Origin of the sequence: Tenacibaculum agarivorans, assembly GCF_001936575.1 — a bacterium.
Classification (GTDB): Bacteria; Bacteroidota; Bacteroidia; order Flavobacteriales; family Flavobacteriaceae; genus Polaribacter; species Polaribacter agarivorans.
Window position 1 is genome coordinate 55,377 of the sequence record NZ_MSMP01000025.1, and the last position, 19,931, is coordinate 75,307.

At 31.7% G+C, this 19,931-nt stretch carries 12 protein-coding genes; 8 read left to right on the top strand and 4 right to left on the bottom strand.

The genetic code is table 11. The features are described 5' to 3' along the window. Together BVC87_RS17165 and uvrB are read left to right on the top strand one after the other, a co-directional pair. Positions 1-2,607 carry a T9SS type B sorting domain-containing protein gene (locus BVC87_RS17165; protein WP_075343637.1) on the top strand — a complete coding sequence of 869 codons (2,607 nt, stop codon included), beginning with the start codon at positions 1-3 and terminating at the stop codon, positions 2,605-2,607. Between the two features lie 42 nt (positions 2,608-2,649). Beyond that, positions 2,650-4,641, top strand: coding sequence for an excinuclease ABC subunit UvrB (gene uvrB, locus BVC87_RS17170; RefSeq protein ID WP_075343638.1), 1,992 nt, complete (start codon positions 2,650-2,652; stop codon positions 4,639-4,641). 159 nt (positions 4,642-4,800) lie between these two features. Here uvrB and BVC87_RS17175 read toward each other — a convergent pair whose 3' ends face one another. Next, on the bottom strand, positions 4,801-5,148 hold the full coding sequence (locus BVC87_RS17175; protein WP_075343639.1) for a hypothetical protein: 348 nt from the start codon (positions 5,146-5,148) through the stop codon (positions 4,801-4,803). 767 nt (positions 5,149-5,915) lie between these two features. On the opposite strand from BVC87_RS17175, the gene BVC87_RS17180 reads away from it, so the two are divergent. From BVC87_RS17180 to BVC87_RS23965, 6 genes are all read left to right on the top strand, one after another. After that, complete coding sequence (locus BVC87_RS17180; protein ID WP_075343640.1) at positions 5,916-9,098, top strand: RHS repeat domain-containing protein; 3,183 nt, start codon at positions 5,916-5,918, stop codon at positions 9,096-9,098. Positions 9,099-9,104: 6 nt separating this feature from the next. Beyond that, positions 9,105-13,841 (top strand): DUF6443 domain-containing protein, encoded by a 4,737-nt coding sequence (locus tag BVC87_RS17185; RefSeq protein ID WP_075343641.1) that lies wholly within the window; start codon positions 9,105-9,107, stop codon positions 13,839-13,841. Beyond that, positions 13,841-14,248 (top strand): hypothetical protein, encoded by a 408-nt coding sequence (locus BVC87_RS17190; protein ID WP_075343642.1) that lies wholly within the window; start codon positions 13,841-13,843, stop codon positions 14,246-14,248. Before BVC87_RS17185 ends, BVC87_RS17190 begins: the two co-directional genes overlap by 1 nt. Positions 14,249-14,450: 202 nt before the next feature. After that, positions 14,451-15,515: an RHS repeat-associated core domain-containing protein gene (locus tag BVC87_RS17195; RefSeq protein ID WP_083629571.1), complete on the top strand. Its 1,065-nt coding sequence runs from the start codon at positions 14,451-14,453 to the stop codon at positions 15,513-15,515. A 4-nt stretch (positions 15,516-15,519) separates the two neighbouring features. Then, positions 15,520-15,741, top strand: a complete 222-nt coding sequence (locus BVC87_RS17200; protein ID WP_075343644.1) for a hypothetical protein — start codon at positions 15,520-15,522, stop codon at positions 15,739-15,741. Between the two features lie 621 nt (positions 15,742-16,362). Next, a complete protein-coding gene (locus tag BVC87_RS23965) occupies positions 16,363-16,626 on the top strand; it encodes a DUF1493 family protein (protein WP_394331641.1) in 264 nt (87 codons plus the stop codon). 120 nt (positions 16,627-16,746) lie between these two features. On the opposite strand, the gene BVC87_RS17215 is transcribed toward BVC87_RS23965, so the two are convergent. The 3 genes from BVC87_RS17215 to sucC form a co-directional block, all read right to left on the bottom strand. Continuing rightward, positions 16,747-17,094: a hypothetical protein gene (locus BVC87_RS17215; protein WP_075343645.1), complete on the bottom strand. Its 348-nt coding sequence runs from the start codon at positions 17,092-17,094 to the stop codon at positions 16,747-16,749. Positions 17,095-17,817: 723 nt separating this feature from the next. Next, on the bottom strand, positions 17,818-18,165 hold the full coding sequence (locus BVC87_RS17220) for a hypothetical protein (protein WP_143569819.1): 348 nt from the start codon (positions 18,163-18,165) through the stop codon (positions 17,818-17,820). Positions 18,166-18,650: 485 nt separating this feature from the next. Continuing rightward, positions 18,651-19,847 (bottom strand): ADP-forming succinate--CoA ligase subunit beta, encoded by a 1,197-nt coding sequence (sucC, locus tag BVC87_RS17225; protein ID WP_075343647.1) that lies wholly within the window; start codon positions 19,845-19,847, stop codon positions 18,651-18,653. Positions 19,848-19,931: the final 84 nt, after the last annotated feature.

The window sequence follows — 19,931 nt, forward strand, 5'->3', positions numbered from 1 at the left end:
ATGAAAATAATTCTACAAAAAAAATTGCTATTACTATTATTCCTGCTTTTAGTATTAAAACTACAGGCGCAAAATGATTGTGTAGATGCCATTCCAGTATGTGGTAATAGTGGTTATCAAGATCTTTCTGTTTTAGGAACCGGAATTCAAGAGTTAACAGGTTCGAATACCTGTTCCAGTCAAGAGAATAATAGCATCTGGTTTAAACTTCAAATAAAAAACGGAGGCACATTAGGTTTTACACTTAAACCTACTAACCTTTCTATAAATGAAGATTTTGATTTTTTCATTTTTGGTCCCAATGCTACTTGTGGCAATATAGGAACAGCAATACGTTGTTCTACCACAAACCCAGCTAGCGCAGGACAGAGCAACAACTTAACAGGAATGAACGACACCGAACTCGACACTTATGAAGGCCCTGGACCAGACGGTAATAGCTTTGTTAAATCCTTAAATGTTAATGCTGGTGATTCTTATTTTTTAGTAATTGACAGACCTATAGGGAACAGTAATTTTAATCTAATATGGACAGGTACTGCCACTTTTGATGAACCTCCAACGGTTGATACTTCTATCTTAACTAATAATACATTAAATATAAATGAATGCGACACTGATGGAGATGGAGTCGCTACTTTTAACTTAAATATTAATGATGCAGTAATAGGCACTCAATCCAATATAATAGCTTCATATCACACATCTAGTAATGATGCTATTTTAAACATTAACCCAATAAATAATACTACTAATTATAAAAATATTTCAAATCCACAATTCGTATTCTTGAGACTAACTAACACCCTTACAGATTGTTTTGAAGTAAGAGATTTTAAATTAAGTATATCTCCAATACCTAATTTACCTACCCCAACGCCCTATGAAGTTTGTGATGATAATGCTAGTGGCAGTGATATTGATGGTATTTCTAGTAATTTTATTTTATCCACAAAAGACGCTGAAATACTCAATAGCCTATCTCCTCTACAATATAGAGTTTCGTACCATAGCACATTAACTGGCGCACAAACTAATTCAGCTAGTGATATCATAAATAAAAACCTTCCTTACCGTAATACCACTCCTTTAGAAGAAAAAATATACATTACAGTAGAAAGCATAAATAACCCTAAATGCTTCATTTTTTCAGATGACACTTCTACTTCTTCTACATTCAAACCTTTACGATTAATTGTAAATCCACTACCTGTAATAGCCAATAATCCTGTAGAAATTGAGCAATGTGATTCCGATGGAGATTTGCGATCAATTATAAATCTTACTCAAGCACAAATATCTATATCAAATAATCACTTCAATGAATCTTTTAAATATTATCCTTCTGAAACTGATGCAATAGCGGGTACTATGGAGATAACTAATCCTATACAACACATTGCTAATAATGGAGATTCTGTCTGGGTAAGAACTATTTCTAATAAGGGATGTTATCGTATTTCTAGGTTAAATATTACTATAGCATTCGCTTCAGATGTAAGTTACAATCAGACTTTTACTTCTTGTGATGATTTCTTAGACGCTACTGGGAACAATACTATTGATAATAATGATAGAGATGGAATCTCTAATTTTGATCTTAGTCCAGCTATAGACGCTATTAAATTACTGTTTAACACATCTGTTAGAAAAAATTTGGAAATTTTACTTTTCGAATCTTCAGAAGATCGAGACGCTGTAATACATCCTATTCCTGATACTAACAAGTATAGGAACACCAATATTCCAGCTTTAACACCACAACCTATATTTGTTAAAATTATCAATAAAATAAATAATAACTGTACAGGGTTAGGAACCTTTAATATTCATGTACTCCCCTTACCTGAATTTAATATTTTAACGCCTCAAACCCTATGTTTAAACAGTCCTAGTATCTCTTTAGAAATTGAAAACCCTGATGATTTATACCAGTATGAATGGATTAAAAATGGAAATTCATCTAGCCTTGGAAACAATGAACAATTACAAATTACTGAAGGTGGTGAGTATATAGTTACCGCTACTAATACGATTACAAACTGCAAAAGAAGCAAAACAGTGATCGTTAATGAGTCTATAATAGCTACTATAACACCTAGTGATATTACTATAATTGACGACTCAGACAATAATACCATAAACATTAATAACACAAACAACAATTTAGGTATTGGAGATTATGAATTTGCATTACAAGATGAAAATGCTCAAATTATTATAGACTTTCAAGATGCGCCTATTTTTGAAAATCTTGAAGGAGGGATTTATACCATATTAGTTCGTGACAAAAATAATTGTGGTACAGCAAAATTAGATGTTTCAGTACTTGAATTCCCAAAATACTTTACTCCAAATAATGATGGAGTTAATGATACTTGGACCATTAAAGGGGTTTCTTCTGTATTTTATCCGAATAGTACAATTACCATTTTTGACAGATTTGGAAAAATAATGACTTCTCTAGGAATTGATGACCAAGGATGGAATGGGTTATTCAATGGAAAACTTTCCTCACCTACCGATTATTGGTTCAACATTGAACTTATCGACAGAAATGGAAATAAAATTAATCGAAGAGGCCATTTTTCTTTATTAAGACAGTAAAATCAATTACTTTTTACTGTAAACTATCCTTATTTTTGTAGTATGGATTTTCAACTTGTTTCAGAATTTAAACCAACGGGAGACCAACCTCAAGCTATTCAGCAATTGGCTAATGGAATTAATACTAATGAAAAGTATCAAACCTTACTAGGGGTTACGGGTTCAGGAAAAACATTTAGTGTTGCCAATGTTATTGCTACAGTAAATAGACCCGCACTTGTATTGGCACATAATAAAACCCTAGCGGCACAATTGTATTCAGAGTTTAAGCAATTCTTCCCAAACAATGCAGTCGAATATTTTGTTTCGTATTATGATTATTACCAACCTGAAGCTTATATTCCTGTTACTGGAACATATATAGAAAAAGATCTATCTATTAATGATGAAATAGAACGACTTCGAATTAGTACTTCTTCTTCCCTATTGTCAGGAAGAAGAGATGTTATTGTAGTTGCATCTGTTTCTTGCTTATATGGTATTGGAAACCCTGTTGAATTCAAAAAGAATGTGATCTACATTGAAGTGGGACAACAAATTTCTAGAACCAAATTTTTACATCAGTTAGTCACAAGTTTATATGCCCGTTCAGAAGTAGAAATTAAAAGTGGAACCTTTAAAGTAAAAGGTGATGTAGTTACCATTTATCCTTCCTATGGAGATAATGGTTATCGTGTACACTTTTTTGGCGATGAAATTGAAGAAATAGAGGCTTTTGATATTGAAAACAATCAAATTGTAGAAGAATTTGAACAACTTAATATTTATCCTGCTAACTTATTTGTAACCTCACCTGATGTACTACAAAATGCCATTCATCAGATTCAAGATGATTTAGTAAAACAATGCGACTATTTTTCTGAAATAGGTAAGCATTTAGAATCAAAACGATTAAAAGAGCGTACTGAATTTGACCTAGAAATGATTCGTGAGTTAGGATATTGTTCTGGAATTGAAAATTATTCAAGATATTTAGATGGAAGAGAAGCTGGAACCCGACCTTTCTGTTTGTTAGATTATTTTCCAGATGATTATGTTATGGTTATTGATGAGAGTCACGTAACCGTTCCGCAAGTACACGCTATGTATGGCGGAGACCGAAGCAGAAAAGAAAACCTAGTGGAGTATGGTTTTAGGTTACCTGCTGCTATGGATAATAGACCTCTGAAGTTTGAAGAATTTGAAGCTTTACAAAATCAAGTCATTTATGTTTCTGCTACACCTGCAGATTATGAATTACAAAAAACAGAAGGAATATTTGTAGAACAAGTTATTCGACCAACAGGATTATTAGATCCTGAAATTGAAGTTCGACCAAGTTTAAATCAAATTGATGATTTAATTGAAGAGATTCAAATTCGTGTAGAAAAAGACGAGCGTACTTTAGTAACTACATTAACGAAAAGAATGGCAGAAGAATTGGCCAAGTATTTAACTCGAATTCAAATTCGTTGTCGTTACATCCATTCTGATGTAGACACCTTAGAGCGCGTAGAAATCATGCAAGATTTACGAAAAGGTTTATTTGATGTACTTATTGGGGTAAACTTATTACGTGAAGGATTAGATTTACCAGAAGTTTCTCTAGTAGCCATTTTAGATGCTGATAAAGAAGGATTTTTACGTTCTAACAGGTCTTTAACACAAACGGTAGGTAGAGCAGCAAGAAATGTAAATGGTAAAGCAATTATGTATGCTGATAAAATTACTAACAGTATGCAACAAACCATTGATGAAACGAATAGAAGGCGAGAAAAACAGATCAATTACAATACTAAGTTTGGTATTACTCCAAAGCAAATCAATAAAAAGATAGACAATACGCTGTCTAAAAATACGACTACCTCATATCAATATGAAAGCGCAACTCAAAAAGCAGCAGAACAAGATTTAGAGTATTTACCAAAATCTGAAATTGAAAAACGTATACGCGAAAAACGTAAACAAATGGAAAATGCTGCCAAAGCATTAGACTTCATGGAGGCTGCAAAACTGAGAGATGAAATTACAGTGTTAAAGGAACAGTTGAGTTAATTAATAATCTAAAATTTACGAATTATCAGTTTTATACTTTCTTATTCTAGTTTTAGAATAAGAAAGATTAACCACACATGTACCGTTTTAAAATATAAAAAGCCTCTCTTACACAAAGGTAGAAGAGGCTTTATTTATTACTCTTGATTATTCTGTTTACTATGCCTTAGATAAAATTTTAATAGGTAAAGTATATACAGTAGACTGCATTTTTTCTGATAACCTTTTATAATTTAATCTATTTTTAATAAAAGTTGATACTTCATTTACGTTTGAATCAGCATCTACTGATAAAACTACAATCTCATTATTGTCATTCACCGTTAGTTTAACAACAACATTCATGTTCTTTTCTATTGCGAACTCTGGGTTCTCTAACAACTTCCCAACTTCTTGGCTTACTATTGATTTTAACTTTTCCTCACCTACAGTTGGCTGTGTGTTTGCAAATGTCATCATACTTGAAGCAAATGCAATTACTACTAATAAAAATTTAACTGATCTCATAATGATCTTTTTTAAAGTTGATCTTCTTACGTTCTAATTATGTTATAAATTATAATTAACTATTGTTAATAATGATCTCTTTAGACTTGCAAATCTGATGTAAAATTACAACGGAAAAACAATAGGTGTGTTAAGCGAAACTTAATAAAAACCGCACGAAAACTTACGAAAACGGTTGAGAATCATCTCTTTTTCAATTATACTATGTTTATGAAAAGTAATTATTTGTCAATCTCTAAAAAAGCAACTCTAGAAAGTTGTAAAATGATAAAATTCGATTTGTTTTTTTCAGAAGTACATGAATTACAATTCAATTTTAGTTAACTTTAAAATTACATTTAATTTACTTTTAAATAACATTAAAATTACTAAAACGTTTTCTAAAACAACCCATAACCTATTAAATACAAATAACCTAGCTCTTATATCAGAAAAGTAAATGGTGTTAACACCATAATAAAAACTATTGTTTCATTTCAGAATGTCAAATACAATAGACTAATATGGCTTTGATAAATTCCTAGGGAATTTATATCTCAAAAATGTCAACAAATTAGTGAACCGTTATAAGTCTAAATGACTTTACTGGTGATTGAGTTTATCGAAATCAACACCTCAATAATCAAAACCAAGCACACAATAATTACTTCACCTCTATTTATAAAAAAAGTTTGTGCAGCCTAAATATTTAATCTAACTTTGAAATGCAATAACTTCAAATCTTTGCTATGAAAATGAAGTAAAGGTTTGTTATGAAAAAATAAAGAATGTTTAAAATTGATTTAAGGTTGCTTCTAGCAACCATGTTATGGGTATGTATTACTTATAGCCAAACTGCCGCACCTAGTGCGCCATCATCTGGTATATCTTCATATGCCTTACAAGATTACAATTCTAGCTTACAAAAAAATGCACCACCTAGTGTAGCTGCATTCCACGAAACTAAGCTAGTATCTGTAAATAATCATAGAGGAGCTGCCAATATTGGTGTTCCTTTGTATCAAATTCAACAAGGAGGCGTAACTATCCCTATTCGTTTAAATTATTTAAGTACGGGAGTAAAAGTAAATAGTATTGCTTCTGCGGTAGGATTAAATTGGTCTTTAGAAGCAGGCGGGTCCATTTTAAAAGATATTAGGGGATTTGAAGATTTTTCGAATAATTGGGAATCTAAAATTATTGCTCCAACAGGATTAGCGCAACCAGCTAAAAAGATAGAAGCGTTTAGAAAATTAGGATGGTTTGTTACTTTACCTGAAGGGCCTTTTGATTCTGATATTTCTTTACATGATTTGGAACCTGATCATTTTTTTGTCAATGCCCCTGGATTAAATACTTCTTTTACACATAAAAAGAGTAGTACTTCAGGAGTAACTGAGCCTTTTGAGATTAGTTTTCAGGGTAATGAAATACAAACTACTATTGGAAGTAGTAATGCTATTAATTTTGATACATTTCAAATCAGCCCTCTACAACAAGTAGGAGGTACACAAGCTCTACAATGCATTAATAATATTCAGATAAGAAATAACTATGGAATTAAGTATCTATTCGATAAACTAGATATTGATCAATATTCAACACAGCAAGTACCATCATCTGAAACTTCTTCAGATGTTCCTGCTTTGAACAAACTCACTTTTTCTAACGAGGTAAAAGCCTATCATTTATCCAAAATTCAGGATTTAAATGGTGATGAAATTCATTTTGAGTATGAAACTTATCAAATGAAAGTGGATAATTATGATAGAACTCAAGTTTGGGATATTAATCAAGGAATCCCAGAATTAAGAAAATCCATTTTTACGAGTGTTTTCTATCCTCAACTACATCGTATAAAAAAGATTCTTTTTAAAAATGGATCAGTTGAATTTACTTATGGTTTTAATCGTACAGATCTAGAGGACGGAGGTAAAGCATTATCTGTAATCACTATTAAGGATACACACGGTAGTGTAATTAAAAAAATTCGTTTAAACTATACCTATTTTGTAGCCAATACCAACTGCAACAACTATTATTGTAAACGTTTACAATTGAAAGAAGTGCGTACAGAAGACGCATTGGGTAATACATTACCTGCTCATCAGTTTTTTTACGACTCTACAGCACTACCTATAGTAGGAGCGACAACTACAGATTATTTAGGATACTCAAAAGGGTTGAAAACATCCTATACACAAGATTTGAACCAAAATATCCCCATGCAAGCTCCTAAGGTAACCTTCAATACACAGGAAGCTACACCTAGTTTCTATCCTAAAAAAAGTTATCAAACTCAAGCTATAGAAATTCCAGGTAGAGACCTAACTCCTGTATTTAACTATGCAAAAGCAGGGAGTTTAGTAAAAATGATTACGCCTACTGGAGCTATCCAAGAATTTGAATACGAATTAAATTCATTCAAAGCTTATGGGGAAGATGTACCTGCTGCAGGTTTACGTATAAAACGTCAAACGATTACAGATGAAAGAGGGGATATAGTTCTATTAGAAAACTATATGTATAAAAATACTGATGGCTTTTCATCAGGAGTAGTCAATTATGTTCCTCCTTTTATACAAGCAAGAAGCGGTTTAAGTTTCAAACCCTATACGATTATATATTCAGGATCAGTTGGACAAACAATGCGTATGCGCACCTATTTATCTTCAAAAAAAGAAAATCAATTATCTAGCCCAGGTCATATTGTATATCCAAAAGTAACTGTCAAAAATGGATTAAATAATGGAACTACTGAATATAATTATTCTACATTAAAATATCACCCTGTAGATTTCAGTTCCGATTATCATGGGGCGGAATATGTTAGTCAAAATAAAGTTGTTATTGATAAATTTCCAGAAAAAACCATTTTACATGGACGTCTCCTATCTACAAAAGCTAGAGACGCTTATGGTAACCTTGTAAAAGAAAATTCTTTTCGTCATAACTATCATATTTATGAAAGGCTTTTACATAAGTATTCAGCCCGAAAGTTTAGAATTAGCCCATTAGGCGAAGATCCTATTGCATATGAAGACTATATAGGTAAACAATGGCATCAATCTGAAACATATAAACAAAGAAGTATGCAGACGGAAGCTAATAATTACACTCGTTCACCTAACACTTACATTAGTAAAAATAAGGTGTCTAAATTTATTTATGATCCTGTTTATCCTTTTGTTAAAGAAAGAATAGATTCTACAACTACAGAAACTTTTGTTACAAAATACCATTATCCAACAGATATTACCAGTACCAATAGCTTAGGGGCTCCCAATTTATCTACCAATGAATTTAATACTATTGGACTCTTAAAAAACAAAAGGATGTTAAGTACTCCTATCCAAGTGGAAACGTATTTAGACACTAATAAATTAAGTAGTAGGAGAACTAATTACAAAAATTATGGTAATACTATTTATGCACCAGAAAACTTATCTGCATCTAAAGGAACTAATGGTTTAGAAGTTACTGTTAGACAACAATATGACAACGCAGGTAACTTAGTCGAGTTACGTAGAGAAAATGGTACTTCCGTAGTATACATTTATGGATATAACCAATCATCTGTTATCGCTAAAATAGAAAATGCTAAATTATCAGACATTCCTTCATCTTATATTACTGCTATACAAACAGCTTCTAATAATGATAGAGATAGAACCATAGATACTGTAAACTCTAGTGGAGTTATTACTACTCATATTGGTACTGAAGGAAATTTACGAAAAGAGCTATATAAACTATATACATTAAGCGCATTACAAAACGCTATGATTACCACATATACTTATGACCCTTTGATCGGTATGACAAGTATGACAGATTCTAGAAAAACAATTAGTTATTATGATTATGATTCGTTCCATCGCTTAGAGTTTGTTAAAGATTATGAAGGAAATATCGTACAACAGCATTGTTATAATTATAAGGGAGAAAGAAAAAATTGTTACAATAATTAAAAAACTATGAAAAAATTAATAATATTAAGTATGCTACTTTTAAGTAGTTATTTAGGATATTCACAACTTACACTAATTGAAAATGATATCGATATAATCATACCTAATCAAATTGATGGTCCAATTGAAGTAACTACACAAGAAATATCAGTTTATAAATTCGATTTTGAAGGTATTGAACAATGGCGTTGGACAGTGTATGGAGGTGTTATTCTTAGGAGTTCTAAAAATGAAATTACTGTAAAATGGACCAGTAATAGCAATATTGATACAACAGAAAGTAGTATAACAACAGCTCTTTTAGGTTCAACTCCCATTGGAGGAGGACCATTAGGTAATCTAGTAACACCAGTATCTTCAGATAATATTGTACGAAACGGTAGTGTTTCTTTTAGTTTTGCTTACCAAAAGAATACTTTATTGACTGCTTCTAATAAGAGTCTGCCTATAGATATTATTTATAATCCAATACCTGATATCCCTATTGTAAAAAGTGAAGATTGTGATGAAGTTATTTTACAAAAATTACCTGAACCACATACTGACATTACATGGTATTGGCAAGGTACCAATCCACAAGGGGCTTCAAGATCAAATGCTGCAAATACGTATACAGTAACGCAATCTGGCACCTATTATTTACGAGGGTATAATCGTATTGAAAATAAGTTTAGCATACACAGTATACCTTTTGAAGTTCAATTAAAAAATTGTGGAAATTATCAGGCTACCGATGAAAACTATATTCATACTGTAGCTTATAAAAATGCTTACAAAGAGAATCAATTAGCTAGTGCTAGTGCTGATGATAAAATTGCTCAAACTACCTATTATGATGCATTGGGGCGTCCAAAACAAGCAATAAGCGTAAGTGCAGGTGCACAAAAAAATGATATTATAAGCCATATTACATATGATACTCAAGGTAGAAAAGAAAAAGAATATCTACCTTATTCGGATGGATTAACTAATACAGGGTATAGAACCACTGATGTTGCTTTAGCTACACAGCAGTATTATAAAAACAAATTCCCAGCAGACTTTAATCCTACTACACCTACTTTAGAGATTAATGCCTATGCCCAAAAAGTGTATGATCATTCTCCTTTGAATAAAGTAGAACAACAGGCTGCTCCTGGTAACGATTGGAAAGCACATGGTGGACATACTGTAGATTTTGACACTGATTTTAATGCCGCGGCAGATCGAGTAGTACATTTTAGTGCAAATGTAACTCAACAAGGGCAATTATATGTTCCTCAACTAACTTCTCAAGGACATTATGGAACTGGAGAATTATACAAAGCTATTGTAAAAGATGAAAATCATGATGGAACTAACAGCAAACTACATACCGTAGAAGAATTTAAAAACTCAAGAGGCCAAGTCGTTTTAAAAAGAACCTATGCTTTGGCAAGCTTAGGAACAGTTTCTTTAAATGGAGAATTAGCTCATGATACCTATTATGTATACGACGATTTTGGAAATCTTACTTACGTAATTCCTCCTAAAGTAAACACCAATACAATTACTGGAATATCAGCTACAGAGTTTTCAGAACTATGTTATCAATACAAATATGACTATAGAAACCGACTGGTAGAAAAGAAAACACCAGGTAAAGGATGGGAATATATTGTATATGATAAGTTAGACCGACCTGTATTAACCCAAGATGCCAACCTAAAAGCTAAGAATCAATGGTTATTAACCAAATATGATCAATTAGGAAGAGTTGTGTACACTGGGTATACATCAAATAGTTCTTCGAGAGTTACACTGCAAAATGTGGCTCATAATTATATCCCTTATGAAACAAGATCAGGAGCCCAGAATTATGGTGGCACTACTATTTTTTACACCAAAAATGCGATTCCTAATAATGTATCACATCTTTACAGTATAAATTACTACGACACCTATGTACATTTACCTAGTGGATTGAGTACTTCAGTAACCACTAGTTACGGACAAAGTTCTACAACCAGAACCAAAGGTTTACCTACGGTTACCAAAACTAGAGTATTAGGCACTAATACTTGGATCACTACCGTGACCTATTATGATGAAAAAACTAGACCCATTTATGTGTATAGTAAAAATGACTATTTAAATACTATTGATATTGTAGAAAGTAAGTTACATGATTTTACAGGAAAAGTATTAGAAACCAAAACTACCCATAAAAAAACAGGAAAGGCAGATATTGTAACTATAGACCGTTTTGAATACGATCATATGGATAGATTGGTAAGCCAAAACCAACAAATAAATAACCAAATCTCAGAACGTATTGTTAAAAATAATTATGACGATTTAGGACAGTTAGAGAGTAAATTGTTAGGTAATGGTACAAAAACAGGCTATACCAATATCACTAGTGGTTTATCGGTTAGTAACAATACAATAACTAAAACTGATGCTAGAGGTTGGTCTCATGGTTTGGCTACAAAAGCTTCTATTGCAGGAGATGGTTATATTGAATTCATTGCTCTAACAGAACACAACCCAACTATGGTTGGTTTATCTTCAACTAATAGAAACGCTCATTATAATACCATTAATTTTGCGGTTTATGCGTATTGGAATAAGCGACTTCTGGTTTTTGAAAACGGTAGAAATAAAGGAGAATTTGGCACATTTAAAAAAGGGGATATACTAAGAGTAGAACGCATTGGAAACAAAATACATTATAAAAAGAATGGAGTTACTTTTTATACTTCATCTACTAATTCAACAGATACTTTATTAGGAGACATAAGTATGTATGAGCCTAACTCCAAAATTAAAGATCTAAAATTAGTAGACAACAGCAAAGGTTTACAAAAAGTAGATTACAAATATAATGTTCGTGGATGGTTAACAAATATTAACCAAGATGCATTTAATGACAACGATTTATTTAACTTTAGCCTAAAATATAACGAAGTATCTGTGCCTGTAAGTAAGCGACTATATAATGGTAATATTGCCCAAACCAGCTGGCAAACTCAGAATGTAGATAGATCTACTAAGACCTATACCTATACTTATGATGCCATGAACCGAATTATAGATGCTACTGGATTGACCACCTCAAAATATAATGTATCTGGCATTACGTATGATAAGAATGGAAATATTTTAACACTTAAAAGAAACGGACATATTAATGCCAATGCAACCAGCTTTGGAGTGATGGATGATTTAAGTTATAGCTATGTACCTAATAGCAATAGATTAGCAAAAGTTACAGATAACGCAACTATTGATCAGTTTGGTTTTAAGGATGATGCTGTAAATACAGCTGCTGATACAGCAAATGATTATAGTTATGATCCTAATGGTAATATGCGTATTGATGTAAATAAAGGTATTACTGAAATAGAATACAACCATTTAAATTTACCTACTAAAGTAACTATTGCAGGTAAAAACATCTATTATGTATATGATGCTTCAGGTGTAAAGCTTCGAAAAAATGCCAACGGTACCGTAACCGATTATACTGGCAATCATATTTATGAAAATGGAAATTTACAATTCTTCAACTGCTCTGAAGGATATATAAAGCCTGTCATTACAAGCGGTAGTACGGCAACCTCATCATTTAAATATGTATACCAATATACCGATCACTTAGGAAATGTAAGACTCTCGTATACAGACAATAACAAAGACGGAATTATATCGCAGTCCGAAATCATTGAAGAAAAAAATTATTATCCCTTTGGATTGAAGCAAAAAGGATATAATAACAACATTTCTTCACTTGGTAATAGCACCGCTCAGAAGTTTGGGTACAATGGAATTGAACTAGAAGAAGCATTAGGGCTCAACCTAATGGAAATGGACATGCGTCAGTATGATGCAACTGTTGCAAGATGGACTTCAATAGATCCTGTAATACATTATGACTTTTCTCCTTACCAAGCCTTTGATAATAACCCTGTTTTCTTTGCTGATCCTAGTGGAGCAGATTCTATTTATAATTTTGATACTGGTAAATATGTAATCAATGGTAAAGAAGTATCATTTAACGAAGCCTTAGATTATGCTAACAATGGAGGTAACTCTGACGGAAGCAATAATAATGTAACAGATGAAGGTTGTTGTGGAGGCAATAAGAAAGGAAAAAAATCAGTAAAAAATATGAGTGCTGGTCAGTTTTACGGAATGGCCTATAACGGAGCATCAAGAACTGCTTTTTTAAATGGAAACGACCCATATAACCCTACTCAATCTGATATTGATCAATCTGAGAGAGAAAGTAACGAAGCTGCTGGGCAATTAGTAATGTTTTTAGCAGGAGAATGGGCAACAGCTAAGGCAATACAAGGTATAACATGGATGTATAGATTCTCAAGAGGAAGGTATTTTTATACCGTTCAAGGGGCTGATGATGTAGCTAGACTTATGGGAGATGGTTTACCTTGGCCTAATTCATCCACTAGTGCTCATTTAGGTGAAGGGGTATATTCATGGGCAAGTAGAGAAGCAGCAGAATTATATATGTCTAGGCTAAGTTCTTTTGGTTATGAAGGACTACAAATTATGAAATTTAGAGTTAAAGGGTATGGAAGCTTAAAAACTTTAAATATGACCAGATTTAGTGATGACGCAGCTAATGCTTGGCTAAGTAAATACAGCTCTTTATTTGGAGAAGGAACTTCACACTCTTATCAGCATATTATTAGACCAGCTGGTATGGGAGATGAATACTTTTTTGCTAAAGAGATTTTCAACAAAATAATATTTAAATAATGGAAGTTTTTAAACATAAATTTAGAGTATTAAAAACCACTTGGGGCATAGCAATAGATATTGGTGCAACCTTTGTAAAAAAAGAAAAAGGACACTCAGAGGATAATTATCCAATTAGCTTAGATAGAGAAATTGAAATTGATTTTTCAGCGTTAAAGAATATTCCGGATTTTCAAAAAGATTTTTTAATTAAAGGTTTAAAGTGGGTTGAGAATCATATAGATAAATCAACAGTAATTAAAATTCATGAATTGAGTCATAATTTTACAGATTATCAGAATGAAGGTCTTTTTTATGCTATTGCCGAATGGGCTAGTTTAGTATTTGATTTTGAATTACCCAATTACGATGTTACTTTTAGTAAAAAAGATAATAAATATCTTTTTAACCCAGATCCTACAAAGTGATAACGTAGTAAATAGGGCATATTAAAAATATAATTAAAATCAGTAGTTGGTTAAAAAACTAACTACTGATTTTTTAAGTTCATTGAAATAGCTTTTAAAATTTTAGAAAAGGGTTAAAAATATTTAAAAGCGTAAAAAATTGTAAGTAGCTAATTTTCCTTTTGGATTACAACATAAAGGATACAACAATAACTACAATCCGATTGGAAATAAAGTAGCCCAGAAATTTGGGTATAATGGTGTAGAGCTTGAACAAAGTCTAGGACTAGACCTTTACGAAATGGACGTACGTACCTACGACCCAACTATTGCACGTTTTAATGGGATAGATCCTGTTACGCACTTCTCACAAGGGACTAGTGTAGCCTTTGATAATAATCCTGTATTTTGGGCAGATCCTTCGGGGGCGGATAGTTGGAAATACATTGGTGACGGTAATTATAGAAGTGATCAAACTGGAGAAGTTACTGATGATTGGGAAAGGGCTATAAACGAAACTCAAGATTATTTGGGAGAGACTTCTTCTGCTAACAACTCTTCTGGATCTGCTAGTAGTGGAGGAACAAACCCTCAAGAAGGGCAAAGTAGAGACCAAACCAGTTATAATTCATATGTTGGAGAGTATAAAACAGGTGCAAAAGAATATTATCACGGAGGTGGAGTAAAAGAAGGTAAAAACGCAGGTTGGTATTCTGAGAGTGAATACTTAGAAATTTATAGAACTGTAATACGTGATATAGGGCTAGGAAAAGGGACTATTGAATCTCTTAATGATTATGGGTTTACTGAAGGGGTATACAATGCAATGGCGGATTGGGCACTTCAAGCTATAGATTATTACAGTGAACATCATGACCCTAGAATTATAGGGAATATAAATACTGATGATTTCAATTCACCAGTCTTTTTGTTGTCAGGTGTGCTTGCTGGAAGATTCTTAAATTCAAGTAAATTAATAGACAAGTCAATTAATCTCGTTAAGATTGGAGAAATCTCTGATGATGTAATTGTTTTCTCAAGTAAGTTCGGAGATGAAGCTGTAGAGGGTATTGCTAACTTTAAAATGGTAGGAGATAAATTACATCTTAATGGATTACATCTTCAAGGATCTTCTGCTGGTCAAGTGGGTAGATCCAATATGTGGAATATGGCTAAAGATTTAGGTAAACAGTTTAACGCTAAAGAAGTAATTATTCAAGGAGGAAAAAGGACAACTGGAAAGTATAAAGGAACAGTGCCTTCTCCTATTACTATAAAAGTGAATTAAAAATATGAAAGTAAAATTAACAGGATGGGAAGAGGGTATGCAAAAAATATCCCTTACGAAATTACAAACAGAATATTTTGGAATGTCTTTAAAAGAAGCAAAGACAAATGTTGATAGATTATTGGATGATGAAGAGATTGAAATAGATATAAAGTCTATAGAAGAAGCTCGAAAATTCATTCAAGAAGCAAGGCAAGTAGGTGTTCTTTGCGATATTGAAGAATAGAATACCCGATAGCTCGGATTTGCAATCCGAGATTTAGATAAAAATTAAGCCACGTTATTTTTAGGGTAACGTGGTTTTTTAAACCATTTGTTATGAAAGAAAAAGAAATTTGCTATGTATTTAGCTGTGGTTGTGTTGTATATAAAAACAAGGTTTACAATAGCAAACAAGAACTAGCTAGTTACTTACTAGCTAAGGGTAAAAACTTAAACTTTTTAGGTACTATTACACTGCTAAAGTGTTACAAGGAGTAGGCTTTTTTGGGTTTATAAAGAGTTAATTTTAGAAGCTTTTATAAAATGGTCAATAGTAGTTAACAAACAATTTTTATCATTTTCATTTAAACTATCAATATCTTTAAATCGTTTAAGCATAATAGGATCTTTAAATAAGTTTACATTATCATTTTCACCTAAAAGATACCCCCTGCTACCGCACGAATCCTTTCGTGTGCAGTTATATAAGTAAAAGAAACATTACTTAAATATACAAACCACGTTATTTTTTGGATAACGTGGTTGATTATACATTAGCCATGAAAGAAAAAGATATTTTATCTTAAACTGATATACTATTAATTTAGGTTAATCGATAATAAAGCATATAGAAAATAAAGAATTAATATCGTTCCTAGAAGATTCATTTGGAACTTATAATTTTGATTTTGAGAAAACCACTTCTATAGAAAATGATTTAGGAATTACGGGGGAAGACGGTCATGATTTTATTAAAAATTATTCTGAAAAATTTAAAGTAGATATATCGGAATTTATTTTTTCTGATTTCTTTCACCCAGAACCCTCCTTATTTGTTACTTATGGAAAAGTAAAACCATTAACCTTAGGAGATTTAGAAATTGGCATTAAGAAAGGATTTCTAAAATAAAACCTAATATTTCTGACTTTAGGGAATTATAGCCTAAATAAAATACTAAAAGTAAATAGTAAAAAAACCTCTCTAACTAAAAAGTAAGAGAGGTTTTAATATTCCTAAACTGATTTATTATTATGCTTTAGATAAAATTTTGATAGGTAGAGTATATACAGTAGACTGCATTCTTTCTGATAACCTTTTATAATTTAATCTATTTTTAATAAAAGTCGATAATTGATTTACATTTGAATCAGCATCTACTGATAAAACTACAATCTCATTATTGTCATTCACCATTAGTTTAACAACAACATTCATGTTCTTTTCAATTGCGAACTCTGGGTTCTCTAATAACTTCCCAACTTCTTGGCTTACTACTGACTTTAACTTTTTCTCACCTACAGTTGGCTGTGTGTTTGCAAATGTCATCATACTTGAAGCAAATGCAATTACTACTAATAAAAATTTAACTGATCTCATAATGATCTTTTTTAAAGTTGATCTTCTTACGTTCTAATTATGTTATAAATTATAATTAACTATTGTTAATAATGATCTCTTTAGACTTGCAAATCTGATGTAAAATTACAACGGAAAAACAATAGGTATGTTAAGCGAAACTTAATAAAAATCACACGAAAACTAACGAAAACGGTTGAGAATCATCCCTTTTTCAATTATACTATGTTTATGAAAAGTAATTATTTGCTAATCTCTAAAAAAGCAACTCTAGAAAGTTGTAAAATGATAAAATTCGATTTGTTTTTTTCAGAAGTATATGAATTACAACCCAATTTCATTTAACTTTAATTTTACATTTAATTTACCTTTACATAACAAATAAATTACTAAAACGTTTTCTAAAACAGTCTACAACCTACTAAATACAAGGAATCTAGCTCTTATGTCAGAAAAACTGATGGTGTTAACACCATAAAGAAAACTATTGTTTCATTTCAAAACGTCAAATACAATAAACTGATGTAGTTTTGATAAATTTTTAAGGAGTTTATATCTCAAAAATGCCAAGTGATTTTACTGGTGATTGAGTTCATCGAAATCAAAAGTAAAATCGAAGTAGAGAATTTATTTCCATCCTTCTCTAATACATCACGAAGTGACACCTCAGTCATCCCCAAAGGAAAACAAAAAAGCTTCTCAAAATTGAGAAGCTCTCCTAATATGTTTAGTTTTAAAATACTACTATAATTTAGCTAAAATTTTAAGTGGTAAAGTATATACCTTACTCTCTGTTCTTTTTGCTAATTTCTTATAGTTTAATCTTCCTTTTACATAACTTGAAATTTCACTTACATTTCTATCTGCTTCTACAGATAAAACTACAATTTCGTTATTTCTATTCACCGTTAACTTTACAATTACATTTGTGTTTTTTTCTACTACAAACTTTGGGCTATGTAACAGCTTTTGAATTTCTTGACGCATTACAGACTTTACGATCTCTTTGTCTGTATTAGGTTTTGTGTTTGCAAATGTCATTGTGCTTGAAGCAAATGCGATAGCTACTACTAATAATTTGATTGATTTCATAATGATAGGTTTTAATTGGAGGTGTTTCTATTTTTTAATTATGTCTTCTATTTTAACCAATGTTAATCAGCTCATATTGAACTTACTATCTGATACAAATGTATAGCAGTTTTTTAGGTTAAAAGTTATGGATGATTTAACAAAACAACAGTATTCTATTACCAAAAAATGAGAAAACACTAGTATAAACCACAAATACTAAACAATAAGTTAACACTTTAAAAAACAATGTTTTACCCCTACTCAAAAAGAAAATAAAAAGAATAAAAATATGTTAAGGTTTAGCTGTAATCTTTAACAAGTTGTAAAAGAAAAATCTAAAATGATATAAATTTGAAAATACCAGATCTTAACATTTTTATTACATTGTAAGAAACTAGTTATCAATATAAAAGCAATTATTTTTAGAAAAAAGAAAATAAAAAACCCCATTTATTAAAATGGGGTTGAATATCATTGATGCGTGCAATGTCACGGTGCTTATATTAAGCTCCTAGAACATCTCCTACTTTATCAGCAGCTTCTTGGAACTCAGTAGCAGAAATGATTTCCATTCCGCTATTATCGATCAATTCTTTAGCTTCTATAGCATTGGTACCTTGTAAACGACAAATGATAGGAACATTAATTTTGTCTCCCATATTTTTGTATGCATCTACTACTCCTTGCGCTACACGATCACAACGAACGATACCTCCAAAAATGTTTACTAAGATTGCTTTTACATTTGGATCTTTTAAAATGATTCCAAAAGCAGTTTCAACACGCTTAGCATCAGCAGTACCTCCTACATCTAAAAAGTTAGCTGGCTCACCACCTGCTTGCTTAATTAAATCCATAGTACCCATAGCTAATCCAGCTCCGTTTACCATACAACCAACATTTCCATCTAAATCTACATAGTTTAAACCAGCAGCTTTAGCCTCAACTTCGATTGGATTTTCCTCACGAGTATCACGCATTTCTGCATAATCTTTATGACGGAATAAAGCGTTATCGTCTAAAGTTACTTTAGCATCTACTGCTAAAATCTTATCATCAGAAGTTTTTAATACTGGGTTGATTTCAAATAAAGCAGAATCAGACTTTACATAAGCAGTATATAAAGCAGTAACAAACTTTATCATTTCTTTCATTGCTCCTCCGCTTAAACCTAAGTTAAAAGCAATTTTACGTGCTTGGAATGGTAATAATCCAGTACCTGGATCAACCTCTTCAGTAAAAATTAAATGTGGAGTTTCTTCAGCAACTGCTTCAATATCCATTCCTCCTTCGGTAGAATACATAATCATATTTCTACCTGTAGAACGATTTAATAAAACCGACATATAAAATTCATTCGGCTCACTATCTCCAGGGTAATATACATCCTCAGCAATTAATACTTGATTTACTAATTTACCTTCTGCTGGAGTTTGAGGTGTAATTAACATCATTCCTAGAATATCATCAGAAATGCTTTTTACCTCATCTAAATTCTTAGCTAACTTAACTCCACCACCTTTTCCACGACCACCTGCGTGAATCTGAGCTTTAATTACGTGCCAACCTGTTCCTGTTTCTTCAGTTAATTTCTTAGCTGCTTCAACAGCTTCTTCAGGTGTACTTGCTACTATACCGCGTTGTGTGCGAACGCCAAAACTACTTAATATTTCTTTACCTTGATATTCGTGTAAGTTCATTAGTTTATGAATTTTAAAAAGTCAAACAAAAATACGAATTCAAACCAAACTACAACATTTTTAAATCATTAAAAATAGTAGCAC

Excerpts from the sequence above, each read along its gene's own strand:
- BVC87_RS17175 (WP_075343639.1), bottom strand. The coding sequence starts at position 5,148 with ATGAGATCAGTTAAATTTTTATTAGTAGTAATTGCATTTGCTTCAAGT.
- BVC87_RS17185 (WP_075343641.1), top strand. The coding sequence starts at position 9,105 with ATGAAAAAATTAATAATATTAAGTATGCTACTTTTAAGTAGTTATTTA.
- BVC87_RS17220 (WP_143569819.1), bottom strand. The coding sequence starts at position 18,165 with ATGAAATCAATCAAATTATTAGTAGTAGCTATCGCATTTGCTTCAAGC.
- BVC87_RS17180 (WP_075343640.1), top strand. The coding sequence starts at position 5,916 with ATGTTTAAAATTGATTTAAGGTTGCTTCTAGCAACCATGTTATGGGTA.
- uvrB (WP_075343638.1), top strand. The coding sequence starts at position 2,650 with ATGGATTTTCAACTTGTTTCAGAATTTAAACCAACGGGAGACCAACCT.
- BVC87_RS17165 (WP_075343637.1), top strand. The coding sequence starts at position 1 with ATGAAAATAATTCTACAAAAAAAATTGCTATTACTATTATTCCTGCTT.
- sucC (WP_075343647.1), bottom strand. The coding sequence starts at position 19,847 with ATGAACTTACACGAATATCAAGGTAAAGAAATATTAAGTAGTTTTGGC.
- BVC87_RS17200 (WP_075343644.1), top strand. The coding sequence starts at position 15,520 with ATGAAAGTAAAATTAACAGGATGGGAAGAGGGTATGCAAAAAATATCC.
- BVC87_RS17215 (WP_075343645.1), bottom strand. The coding sequence starts at position 17,094 with ATGAGATCAGTTAAATTTTTATTAGTAGTAATTGCATTTGCTTCAAGT.
- BVC87_RS17190 (WP_075343642.1), top strand. The coding sequence starts at position 13,841 with ATGGAAGTTTTTAAACATAAATTTAGAGTATTAAAAACCACTTGGGGC.